Here is an 11577-nt window from a genome sequence, read left to right on the forward strand (position 1 = left end):
ACGGTCCCACGGCGCCGCGCTCCCGGCGGGCCGGGGCGGTGGCGCCACATGCGCTGGTGGACTGGGATGAAGCTCCACGCGTGGTCCTGCAGTCCGTACAGCGGCGCCCTTGGCCGGGGCGAAGGCGGCGCGCCTGGCGGGCGCGGCGCGGTCGTACGGTCGTCAGAAGCAACGAAAGACGGCCCCGCGCGGTCACGGTCGTTTGGACGGGCAGACGAGTGAAACCGGACAGCCCGGTAGAATCGGTGTCCAGACACCCCCACCCGTCGCCGCCGCGGCCCCCGCCGGGGAAGCGGTTCGGTGTGACACCTCTCGTACCGCTGCCGGAAGGCCGTCTGTGTCCTCTGCAATTCCCGTCCAGTCCGCGCCGGACAACGACACCGTCCTGGTGGTCGACTTCGGTGCCCAGTACGCCCAGCTCATCGCCCGTCGGGTGCGTGAGGCGCGGGTCTACAGCGAGATCGTGCCGAGCAGCATGCCGGTCGCCGAGATGCTCGCCAAGAACCCCAAGGCGATCATCCTCTCCGGCGGCCCGTCGTCGGTCTACGAAGAGGGCGCGCCGCAGCTCGACCGCGCGATCTTCGAGGCCGGGGTCCCGGTCTTCGGCATGTGCTACGGCTTCCAGCTGATGGCCAAGACCCTCGGCGGCACCGTCGACAACACCGGCTCCCGCGAGTACGGCCGCACCCCGCTGACCGTCAGCCGCCCCGGCTCCACCCTGTTCGAGGGCGTCCCGGCGCAGCACTCGGTGTGGATGTCGCACGGCGACGCCTGCTCCGCCGCCCCGGAGGGCTTCACCGTCACCGCCTCCACCGACGTGGTGCCGGTCGCGGCCTTCGAGAACGACGAGGCGCGCCTCTACGGCGTCCAGTACCACCCCGAGGTGCTGCACTCCGACCACGGCCAGCAGATCCTGGAGCACTTCCTCTACCGCGGCGCCGGCCTCGCCCCGACCTGGACCACCGGCAGCGTGGTCGAGGAGCAGGTCGCGCTGATCCGTGCCCAGGTCGGCACCAAGCGCGCGATCTGCGGCCTCTCCGGCGGCGTGGACTCCGCGGTCGCGGCCGCCCTGGTCAACAAGGCCATCGGCGAGCAGCTGACCTGCGTGTACGTCGACCACGGTCTGATGCGCAAGGGTGAGACCGAGCAGGTCGAGAAGGACTTCGTGGCGGCCACCGGCGTGCAGCTGAAGGTGGTCGACGCCGCGGAGCGCTTCCTGAACGCGCTGAAGGGGGTCACCGACCCCGAGGAGAAGCGCAAGATCATCGGCCGGGAGTTCATCCGGGTCTTCGAGCAGGCCCAGGCCGAGATCATCGCCGAGGCCGGCGAGCACGGCGAGTCGGTCGACTTCCTGGTCCAGGGCACCCTGTACCCGGACGTGGTGGAGTCCGGCGGCGGCACCGGCACCGCCAACATCAAGTCCCACCACAACGTCGGCGGCCTGCCCGAGGACCTGCAGTTCCAGCTGGTCGAGCCGCTGCGCAAGCTGTTCAAGGACGAGGTCCGGATGGTCGGCCAGGAGCTGGGCCTGCCGGAGGAGATCGTCCAGCGCCAGCCGTTCCCGGGCCCGGGCCTGGGCATCCGGATCGTCGGCGAGGTCACCCGGGAGCGGCTGGACCTGCTCCGCGACGCCGACGCGATCGTCCGCGAGGAGCTGACCGCGGCCGGCCTGGACCGCGAGATCTGGCAGTGCCCGGTCGTGCTGCTCGCCGACGTGCGCAGCGTGGGCGTGCAGGGCGACGGCCGCACCTACGGTCACCCGATCGTGCTGCGCCCGGTCTCGTCCGAGGACGCCATGACCGCCGACTGGTCGCGCCTGCCGTACGACGTGCTGGCCCGGATCTCCACCCGGATCACCAACGAGGTCCGCGACGTGAACCGCGTCGTCGTCGACGTCACCAGCAAGCCGCCGGGCACCATCGAGTGGGAGTGAGCACTCCCGCCGGCCGGTAGGGCTGTCCGACGGATCTCGTCGGACAGCCGCTGAGTCGGTGCCGAACGGCCGCGCCGTCGTTCCCGTATACAGGGGAACGGCGGCGCGGCCGTTCTCGGTGCGGCGGCCGCCGACCGGGTGGGACCTCCCACCGAAAGCGATCGGGAGCGGGCAGAATGCGGACCGGACCTGTCAGGAGTGGCGGGCCGTGAGGGAAGGTGTGAGCGATGTCGGAGGTCAGCAACTCCGCGGCGGTCGACGGTGGAGCGGTCGGTCTGGCCGACCGGGTGGCGCAGTGGAGGGCGTTCGCGTCCAGGTACCCGCTGCTGCCGCTGCGGCTCTTCCTCGGCGTCACCTTCGTGTACGCGGCCCTCGACAAGCTGTCCGACACGCACTACCTGGCCGGGGCGGGCGACCCGGCGTCGTTCGTCTCGCAGACCCAGGCGGCTAGGGCCGGCAGCCCGATCTCCTTCCTGCTCGGCGCCGCCCTGGACGCGCCCACCCTGTTCGCGCTGGCCATCGCCTTCGGTGAGCTGGCGGTCGGCCTCGGCACCCTGCTCGGCCTCTGGGGCCGGGCCGCGGCGCTCGGCGGCGTGATGATCAGCCTCAGCCTCTGGCTGACCGTCAGCTGGAGCATCTCGCCGTACTACCTCGGCAACGACCTCGCCTACCTGATGGCCTGGACGCCGCTGCTGCTGGCCGGCACGCCGTACCTGTCGGTGGACGGCTACCTCGCCCGGCGGGCCGGCCGGGACCGCGAGCGCGGGCTGGCCGAGGACCACGTCAAGCGCCGGGCGCTGGTGGACGGCGGGATCGCCGCCGTCGCGATCGGCGGCGCCGGGCTGCTCACCGGCTCGCTCACCCGGACCTTCGGCCGGGACGAGCGGGACCCGTCCACGCAGGCCTCGTCCCAGCAGGAACCGGCAAAGCAGGAGCCGGCGAAGCAGGAACCGCCCAAGCAGTCCGCGGCCCCCGCCAACACCGGCCAGGCGCCCGCCGGGTCGGCCCCCTCGGTGTCGGCCGCGAGCGTGCCGGTCGGCGGCTCGGCCCAGGTCAAGGACCCGGCCACCGGGGACGCGGTCTACATCGTGCAGCCCACGGCGGGCCAGTACTGCGGCCTGTCCTCGGTGTGCACCCACTCCGGCTGCGCCGTCGACGCCCCGAAGAACGGCCGGCTGTACTGCCCCTGCCACGGCTCCCGGTTCGACGCCGCCACCGGCGCGGTGGTCACCGGGCCGGCGGTCAAACCGCTGCCGAAGTACACCGTCACCAAGGACGGGGACAAGCTGAACCTCGGGCCGCTGCAGAGCTGAGCGCGGGGGCCGGCCCTTGTGAAGGCCGGTCCTGAACGGCCGGTCCTGGGCGGTCAGGGCTCGCGGTCGGTGCGGCCGCGCCGGGTGACCGCCGCGACCGCGCCGGCCAGGCCGCCGAGGCCGAGCCCGATGAAGGTGACCGGGATGACGATCCGGCCGTTCACCGTCTGGTCGTTGAGCGCCGCGACCAGGTAGACCACGGCGATCGTGGTGAACAGTCCGCCCGCGATCAGCGAGAACAGGTCGAGCGGGTGCTTCCTCACTGCTGGACCACCTTGATGTTGCCGATCCCGACCGCGAGTTCGAGGTCGAGCGTGCCCTTGGACGAGTGACCGCTGCCGGGTTGCAGCAGGTAGGTGTGGCGGCCGGTGCCGTCGTTGCGGTCACCGGGGATCGAGACGTCGCCGAGGCCCATCCGGGTCACCAGGTTCACCGTCGCGTCCGGCGGCAGGAGGACGGTCAGCTCGCCGGCGCCGAGTTCGACCTTGCTGGTGAGGGTGGTCCCGGCCGGGTCGAGCCCGGTCAGGTCCAGCCGGATCCGGCCGGCGCCGAGGGAGTACTTGGGCTGCAGGTCGGCCGTCGCGACGACGGTGAAGTCGCGCTGGCCGACGGCGTTCTGCACGGAGTCCGTCGAGCGGCCGACGAAGACCAGCGCCAGGGTGAGCAGCAGGCCCGTCATCGCGAGCTTGCGGGCCCGGCCGAACTTCGCGCCGAGCAGCAGCGTCAGACCGATCACCAGCAGCGCGGTGGCCAGCACGGTCGCACTCAGCACGGTGACGCCGGTGTGGCCGGCGGAGGCGGACCAGACCGCGGCACCCGCGCCGATCGCCAGCAGCAGGCCGAAGAAGCCGAGCGCGGACCGCTCCCGCGGGTGCCGGACGGCGGTGGGCCGCGGCCTGCGGGGCGGGCCGTCCTTGCGCAGTGGGTCGCCCGCGGGCAGGTCGGCGCGCCGCCACCAGGGCTGGGCCGGGCCGCCCGCCGGGGGCACCGGGGTGCCGAACGGCGGGGTGGTGGTGGCGCCGTAGGGGTTGCGCTCGGGGTGGCGCGGGTCCCACAGGTAGCCGGTCGGGCCGGGGGAGGGGGAGTCGGCGGGCACCGTTCCGGCGGCGCGCTCCGCGGCGTGCCGGGCGCGGGCGGCCTCGTCCTCCTCCGGCCAGGGCCACGGGTGCGGGCCGGCCGGGTCCGCGTCGGGGTAGTGGCGGTCGTACGGGCCGCCGCGGCGGCGTCCGCGCAGCCGGCCTCGGCGGCGCTCCGGGTCGTAGCGCACCGCCAGGAAGACCAGGCCCGCGAGCAGCAGCAGCGGGAACAGCTGGTCGTCCTGGCCCATCGAGGAGAAGAACACCCCGGTGCCGATCACCGTCAGCAGCACCGCGCCGACCGACTGGCCGTCGACCCGGCCGGTGAGCACCCGCTGGAGTTCGGTGCGCCCGTGCCGGCTGCCGCCCTTGCCGTCCGGCACCGACTCGGTGGGGACGATCAGCCAGGCCAGGCCGTACAGGAACAGCCCGAGGCCGCCGGAGAGGCAGAGCACCACGGTGACCACCCGGAAGACCACCGGGTCGATGTCCAGGTGTCGCCCGAGGCCGCCGCAGACGCCGGCCACCACGCGGTGGTGCTCGGTCCTGGTCAGCGGCGGGCGGTCCGGTTCCGGCGGGGCGGCGGGCCCGGCTTCCTGGATGCGGTGGTCCTCGGTCATGACCACCATCCTCCCGGCTGGCCCGGCCCGGCCCAACCGGTGCGAGCCCTGTCCGGACCCTGACTTGTCCCTGAGAACCGCCTAGGGACACACCCTGATGCGCCCGCGCACACGAGCGTGGAACCATCGGTGGCGTGGCAGCACCCGGTACCGACCCCCGCCCCCTCGCCCCCGACGCCGCGTCGTCGGCCGGCGCCGACCCGACCGCGCCCGACGGCGGGCGGCCGCCGTACCGCCGGCTCTACCGCAGCCCGCAGGGGCGGATGCTCGGCGGGGTCGCGCACGGTCTCGCGGTGCACCTCGGGCTGCCGGTGCGGTGGGTCCGGCTCGCGTTCGTGCTGCTCTTCTTCGCGCAGGGGATCGGGACCCTGCTGTACGCGGCGTTCTGGTTCGTGGTGCCGATCGGCATCGGCGAACCCGCGCAGCGCGGCGGCACCCACTGGATGTACGTCAACGGCGCCTTCGTCCCGGCCGGGGCGGGGCAGCAGCCGGGCGGGGCGCTGAGCAAGGGCCGCAGCGGCTGGCTCGGCCGGCTGCGCGAACTGCTCCAGCACGCGCTCCAGGGCGAGCCGGTCGCCGCGGTCCCCGCGGAGGGGGAGGGCGCCGCGCCCGCCGGCAAGACCGGCCAGGGCGGCCTCGGCCAGCTCGCCGCCCTGGTGATGACCGTGATCGGCCTGATCGCCCTGCTCAACGCGCTCGGCCTGCAGACCGCCAAGCCGTACACCTGGCCGCTGCTGGCGATCGGGGTGGGTGTCGCGCTGGTCTGGCGGCAGGCCGACGACTCGCGCTGGCAGCGCTGGTTCGGCCTGGAGGAGGGCGACAAGCGGCGCGGCGCCTACACCCGGGTCGGCGCCGGCGTGCTGCTCGTGGTGGCCGGCACCATCGCCTTCCTCGCCATGCAGGGCAGCGGTTCGACGCTCGGCTCGGTGGTCGAGGCCTCGCTCGCCGTGCTCGCCGGCGTCCTGGTGCTGCTCGGCCCGTACGGGCTGCGCCTGTGGCAGGACCTCGGCGCCGAGCGCACCGCCCGCATCCGCGCCCAGGAGCGCGCCGAGATCGCCGCGCACGTCCACGACTCGGTGCTGCACACGCTGACCCTGATCCAGCGTCGGGCCGAGGACCCCAAGGAGGTGCTGAGGCTGGCCCGTGCCCAGGAGCGCGAGCTGCGGCTGTGGCTGTACCGCCCGGAGGCCGCCGCCGAGGCCGCGCCCGACACCATGGCGGAGAGCCTGCGCGCCGTCGTCGCCGAGGTCGAGGACCGGCACGGCGTCCCGGTCGAGGTCGTGATCGTCGGTGACTGCCCGATGGGCGAGCGGATCGCGGCACAGATGCAGGCCGCGAGGGAGGCGACCGTCAACGCGGCCAAGTACGGTGGCGGGGGACCGGTCCAGGTCTACGCCGAGGTGGAGGGGAGGACGGTGTCGGTGTTCGTCCGCGACCACGGCCCCGGCTTCGACCCTGACACGGTGCCCGAGGACCGGATGGGCGTACGGGAGTCGATCATCGGCCGCATGAAGCGCAACGGCGGCACCGCACGGGTGCGGCCCGCGCCGGACGGCGGGACCGAGGTCGAGCTGGAGATGGAGAGAACGAATGACTGAGGCAGCGCCGATCGGGGTCCCCGCGGCCGAGGACTCCGGGCGTACCGCGCGGGTCGTCCTGGTGGACGACCACCGGATGTTCCGCACGGGGGTGCGGGCCGAGATCGGCCGCACCGAGACGACCGGCATCGACGTGGTCGGCGAGGCCGACGACGTCGAGTCGGCGGTCCGGGTGGTCGCCGAGACCCGGCCGGACGTGGTGCTGCTCGACGTCCACCTGCCCGGCGGCGGCGGTGTCGAGGTGCTGCGCCGCTCGGCCGGGCTGATGGGCGAGCAGGGCGGGGTCAAGTTCCTGGCCCTGTCGGTGTCGGACGCCGCCGAGGACGTCATCGGCGTCATCCGCGGCGGCGCGCGCGGCTACGTCACCAAGACCATCACCGGCACCGACCTGGTCAACGCGATCTTCCGGATTGCCGACGGCGACGCGGTGTTCTCGCCCCGGCTGGCCGGCTTCGTCCTGGACGCCTTCGCCGCCACCGACACCCCGCCGGTCGACGAGGACCTGGACCGCCTCACCCAGCGCGAGCGCGAGGTGCTCCGCCTGATCGCGCGCGGTTACGCGTACAAGGAGATCGCCAAGCAGCTCTTCATCTCGGTGAAGACGGTCGAGAGTCACGTCTCCGCCGTCCTGCGCAAGCTCCAGCTGAGCAACCGGCACGAACTGACCCGCTGGGCCACCGCCCGCCGGCTGGTCTGAGTCACGCCGGGAGCCGTGCGCTGAGCTGTGCCCGCGTGGTGGCCCGAGCCCGTTCGGCCCGAATTTCCCGGGCCGGGCGGGCTTGTCGGTGGGTGGCCATAGACTCGGAGTGCCATGAGTAGCCTCTTTGACGACCTCCCGCTCCCCGGTTTCGAGGCACCCGCCGCCGGGTCGAAGCAGCCCGCCGCCCCCCTCGACGAGGAGCCCCCGCCGTACGAGGACGACGCCCCGTACGAGGCCTACGAGGAGGCCATCCCGGAGGGGCTGTTCCAGACCGACCACGCCGCCGAGACCGCGCGCGACGCCTGGTACCGCAACGGCGCCGCCCGGACGGTGGTGGACCCGGCGCAGCTGCTGGAGGGCATGAACGACCCGCAGCGCGAGGCGGTGCTGCACGCGGGCTCGCCGCTGCTCATCGTGGCGGGCGCCGGCTCCGGCAAGACCCGGGTGCTGACCCACCGGATCGCCCACCTGCTCGGCGCCCGCGGCGTGCAGCCGGGCGAGATCCTGGCGATCACCTTCACCAACAAGGCCGCCGGCGAGATGCGCGAGCGCGTCGAGGCGCTGGTCGGCCCGCGGGCCCGGGCGATGTGGGTGTCCACCTTCCACAGCGCGTGCGTGCGGATCCTGCGCCGCGAGTCCAAGGTGCTGGGCTTCACGTCCAGTTTCTCGATCTACGACTCGGCCGACTCGCAGCGGCTGATGTCGCTGGTCTGCCGCGACCTCGACCTGGACCCGAAGCAGTTCCCGCCGAAGTCCTTCACGGCGAAGATCAGCAACCTGAAGAACGAGCTGATCGACGAGGAGACCTTCGCCGACCAGGCCGCCAACCCGATGGAGAAGAAGCTCGCCGAGGCGTACACGCTGTACCAGCGGCGGCTGCGCGAGGCCAACGCGCTGGACTTCGACGACATCATCATGACGACGGTGAGCCTGCTCCAGGCCTTCCCCGACGTCGCGGAGCACTACCGGCGCCGGTTCCGGCACATCCTGGTCGACGAGTACCAGGACACCAACCACGCCCAGTACATGCTCGTCCGCGAGCTGAGCGGGGGATCCGTCGCGGCCGCGCCGAAGCGCACGGTGGACGGGGAGTTCGTGAACCCGGCGGCCGGGCGGCTGGCCGAGGTGCCGCCGGCCGAGCTGTGCGTCGTCGGTGACGCGGACCAGTCGATCTACGCCTTCCGCGGCGCGACGATCCGCAACATCCTCCAGTTCGAGGAGGACTACCCGAACGCGACCACGATCCTGCTGGAGCAGAACTACCGCTCCACGCAGACCATCCTGAGCGCCGCCAACGCCGTCATCGAGCGCAACGCCAACCGGCGCGAGAAGAAGCTCTGGACGGCCGGCGAGCACGGCGAGCGGGTCGTCGGCTACGTCGCGGACGACGAGCACGGCGAGGCCCAGTTCATCGCCGACGAGATCGACCGGCTCACCGACGCGGGCGACGCCAAGCCCGGCGACGTCGCGATCTTCTACCGGACCAACGCCCAGTCCCGGGTGTTCGAGGAGGTGTTCATCCGGGTCGGTCTGCCGTACAAGGTGGTCGGCGGGGTGCGCTTCTACGAGCGCAAGGAGGTCCGGGACGTCCTGGCGTACCTGCGGGTGCTCTCCAATCCGGAGGACACCGTGCCGCTGCGCCGGATCCTCAACGTGCCCAAGCGCGGCATCGGCGAGCGGGCCGAGGCGATGGTCGACGCGCTGGCCGCGCGGGAGCGGATCTCCTTCGCCCAGGCGCTGGTGCGGGTCGACGAGGCGTACGGGATGGCCGCGCGCTCGGCCAACGCGGTGAAGAAGTTCAACACCCTGATGGCCGGGCTGCGGCAGGTCGTCGAGTCGGGCGCGGGCCCGGCCGCGGTGCTGGAGGCCGTCCTGGAGGAGACCGGCTACCTGGCCGAACTCCAGGCCTCCACCGACCCGCAGGACGAGACCCGGGTGGAGAACCTGCAGGAACTGGCCTCCGTCGCCCTCGAGTACGAGCAGGACCCGGGCGAGCGGCCCGACGCCGGTGAGGACGGCACCCCGCCGGTCGGCTCGCTCGCCGACTTCCTGGAGCGGGTCGCGCTGGTCGCCGACTCTGACCAGATCCCGGACGAGGACGAGGAGGGCCAGGGCGTCATCACGATGATGACCCTGCACACCGCCAAGGGCCTGGAGTTCCCGGTGGTCTTCCTGACCGGCATGGAGGACGGGATCTTCCCGCACATGCGGGCGCTCAACCAGGTCAAGGAGCTGGAGGAGGAGCGGCGGCTCGCCTACGTGGGGCTCACCCGGGCGCGGGAGCGGCTCTACCTGACCCGCTCGGTGCTGCGCAGCGCCTGGGGGCAGCCCGCGTACAACCCGGCCTCGCGGTTCCTGGAGGAGATCCCGGAGAACCTGGTGGAGTGGAAGCGGACGGGGGCGGCGCAGGCGCCGGCCGCGCGCGGCTTCTCCTCGGGTTCGTCCTGGGGCAAGTCCTCGTCGGGGGGCGGCGGTTCGCGCTCCTCGTCGGCTTCCTCGGCCTCCTCGAAGCCCAAGGCGGGCTGGGGGCAGTCGGCGCGGCGCGGCGGCCAGGTCGTGGAGCGGGACGTCGTCTCGCTGGCGGTCGGGGACCGGGTCACCCACGACACCTTCGGGCTGGGCACGGTGGTGGGCGTCACCGGCGTCGGCGACCGGGCGCAGGCCACGGTCGACTTCGGTTCGGAGGGCCGCAAGCAACTGCTGCTGCGCTACGCGCCGGTGGAGAAGCTCTGACGGGGAGGGTTTCTAGCGCGGGTCGAGCCCGTTCGAGAGGAACCACGGCAGCGGGTCGACCGGCCCGCTGCCGGCCGGGCGGATCTCGAAGTGCAGGTGCGGGCCCGTGCTGTTGCCGCTGCTGCCGACGAAGGCGATGACGTCGCCCTGCTTCACCGGTCCCTTGCGGACCTTGTACGCCCTCAGGTGGCAGTACCAGGCCTCGGTGCCGTCGGGCATCTTCAGTATCGACATGTAGCCGTACGACGGGTTCCACAGGGTGCGGATCGTGCCGTCGGTGACGGCCATGACCTGGGAGCCGCCGTCCACCGGGAAGTCGATGCCGGTGTGGCGGTTGGCCCAGTGGGTGCCGGCCTCGCCGAACAGTTCGCCGAGGCCGTGCTGGGCGACCGGCATGACCACCTTGGGCTTGGCGGGCTCGGCGGTCGGCTGTGCGGTCGGATCGTCGGTGGGCTGGGCGCCGGCCAGCGGCTGGCGGGCGTCGCCGCGGGAGGCCTGGGTCGGGCCGCCGGCCGCAACCGCCTGCTGCGCGGCCGCCTTGGCGGCCTCGGCGCCGCCGTCGGCCGGGTTGTCCGGGGCCTCGGCCGCCGTGTGCGGCGCGGTCCGGCCGGCCGCCTGGGCGCGCTGGTCGGTCTCGCCCTGCACGGTGACGGCCGCCGCGGCGGCGACCCCGAGCGCGGCCACCGACGGCAGCGCGACCCGCAGCAGGGCCGTCCGGGTGGCCGCCTTGGCGGCGCCGCGGCGCTCGGCGCGGGACTGTTCGCGGGCGGCGAGGCGCAGCTCCGCACGGGTCGGGCGGGCGGCTGCGTCGGGAGCCATCGGGGGCTGCCTCCTCGGTGGGCCTCGGGGCGCGTCGTCGGGCAGGGGGACCGGCAGGGGAAAGCGACGGGGGAAAGCGGGGGAAAACAGCCGAGACTGTAGCCGCAAGGCCGATGCCCCGGAAAAACCTCCGATTGTCAAGAGCTCGGCCGGGGGTCTGTGCGGAGGGCGGGCGGACGGGTATACCCACTGGTAGCAAGGCCGGTGGCTGTGACTTTGCCCTCCTCTTGGGAGGTGGCACGGCCAACCGGGCCGGGTGGCGCTAACCTCCCCTCAGGTTGGTTATTGACCGTTAACCGCGCCCATGGTCCGCAGGGTCCGGTCGGATGGTGGACGACGAGGTCCAGCAGGAGGCAGTGATGAGTGTGTCGGGGCCGATCCGTGTGGTGGTCGCCAAGCCGGGGCTCGACGGTCACGACCGGGGCGCCAAGGTCATCGCGCGCGCCCTGCGCGACGCCGGTATGGAGGTCATCTACACCGGGCTGCACCAGACGCCCGAGCAGGTCGTCGACACCGCGATCCAGGAGGACGCGGACGGCATCGGGCTGTCGATCCTCTCCGGCGCCCACATGACGCTGTGCGCGCGGGTGTTGGAGCTGCTGAAGGAGCGCGACGCGGCGGACATCAAGGTCTTCTGCGGCGGGATCATCCCGGACGAGGACATCGCCGAGCTGAAGGCGATGGGCGTCGCGGACATCTTCACCCCGGGCACGCCGACCCGGGAGGTCGTCGCCTGGGTCGAGGCCAACCTGCGGGCGGCCGGCTGAGGTTGACGGTACGGGCGG

At 73.1% G+C, this 11577-nt stretch carries 9 protein-coding genes; 6 read left to right on the top strand and 3 right to left on the bottom strand.

Annotated features, from left to right (window positions below; translation table 11 throughout):
- The first annotated feature begins 337 nt into the window (after nt 1-337).
- The gene (gene guaA / locus ACIOJE_RS02605; protein WP_280675048.1) at nt 338-1933 is read left to right on the top strand and encodes a glutamine-hydrolyzing GMP synthase; all 1596 of its coding nucleotides are present in this window, start codon (nt 338-340) and stop codon (nt 1931-1933) included.
- A 227-nt stretch (nt 1934-2160) separates the two neighbouring features.
- Nucleotides 2161-3246 (top strand): Rieske 2Fe-2S domain-containing protein, encoded by a 1086-nt coding sequence (locus ACIOJE_RS02610; protein WP_400772766.1) that lies wholly within the window; start codon nt 2161-2163, stop codon nt 3244-3246.
- A 53-nt stretch (nt 3247-3299) separates the two neighbouring features.
- Here the strand turns inward: ACIOJE_RS02610 and ACIOJE_RS02615 are convergent, their stop codons facing one another.
- Nucleotides 3300-3509: a hypothetical protein gene (locus ACIOJE_RS02615; protein WP_400772768.1), complete on the bottom strand. Its 210-nt coding sequence runs from the start codon at nt 3507-3509 to the stop codon at nt 3300-3302.
- Nucleotides 3506-4942 (bottom strand): PspC domain-containing protein, encoded by a 1437-nt coding sequence (locus ACIOJE_RS02620; protein WP_400772770.1) that lies wholly within the window; start codon nt 4940-4942, stop codon nt 3506-3508. The genes ACIOJE_RS02615 and ACIOJE_RS02620 overlap by 4 nt, the downstream gene beginning before the upstream one ends.
- A gap of 134 nt (nt 4943-5076) precedes the next feature.
- Here ACIOJE_RS02620 and ACIOJE_RS02625 point away from each other — a divergent pair, with 134 nt between their 5' ends.
- From ACIOJE_RS02625 to pcrA, 3 genes are all read left to right on the top strand, one after another.
- Nucleotides 5077-6540, top strand: a complete 1464-nt coding sequence (locus ACIOJE_RS02625; RefSeq protein WP_400772771.1) for a PspC domain-containing protein — start codon at nt 5077-5079, stop codon at nt 6538-6540.
- Nucleotides 6533-7237, top strand: a complete 705-nt coding sequence (locus tag ACIOJE_RS02630; RefSeq protein WP_280675039.1) for a response regulator transcription factor — start codon at nt 6533-6535, stop codon at nt 7235-7237. Before ACIOJE_RS02625 ends, ACIOJE_RS02630 begins: the two co-directional genes overlap by 8 nt.
- A 114-nt stretch (nt 7238-7351) precedes the next feature.
- Nucleotides 7352-9973: a DNA helicase PcrA gene (gene pcrA / locus ACIOJE_RS02635; RefSeq protein ID WP_400772773.1), complete on the top strand. Its 2622-nt coding sequence runs from the start codon at nt 7352-7354 to the stop codon at nt 9971-9973.
- Nucleotides 9974-9985: 12 nt separating this feature from the next.
- Here pcrA and ACIOJE_RS02640 read toward each other — a convergent pair whose 3' ends face one another.
- On the bottom strand, nt 9986-10792 hold the full coding sequence (locus tag ACIOJE_RS02640; protein ID WP_280675035.1) for a M23 family metallopeptidase: 807 nt from the start codon (nt 10790-10792) through the stop codon (nt 9986-9988).
- 359 nt (nt 10793-11151) lie between these two features.
- Between ACIOJE_RS02640 and ACIOJE_RS02645 the strand changes: the two genes are divergently transcribed.
- Complete coding sequence (locus ACIOJE_RS02645) at nt 11152-11559, top strand: cobalamin B12-binding domain-containing protein (protein WP_280675033.1); 408 nt, start codon at nt 11152-11154, stop codon at nt 11557-11559.
- Nucleotides 11560-11577 lie beyond the last annotated feature (18 nt).

The sequence above is a fragment of the Kitasatospora sp. NPDC087861 genome (genome assembly GCF_044742585.1).
Lineage (GTDB): Bacteria > Actinomycetota > Actinomycetes > Streptomycetales > Streptomycetaceae > Kitasatospora.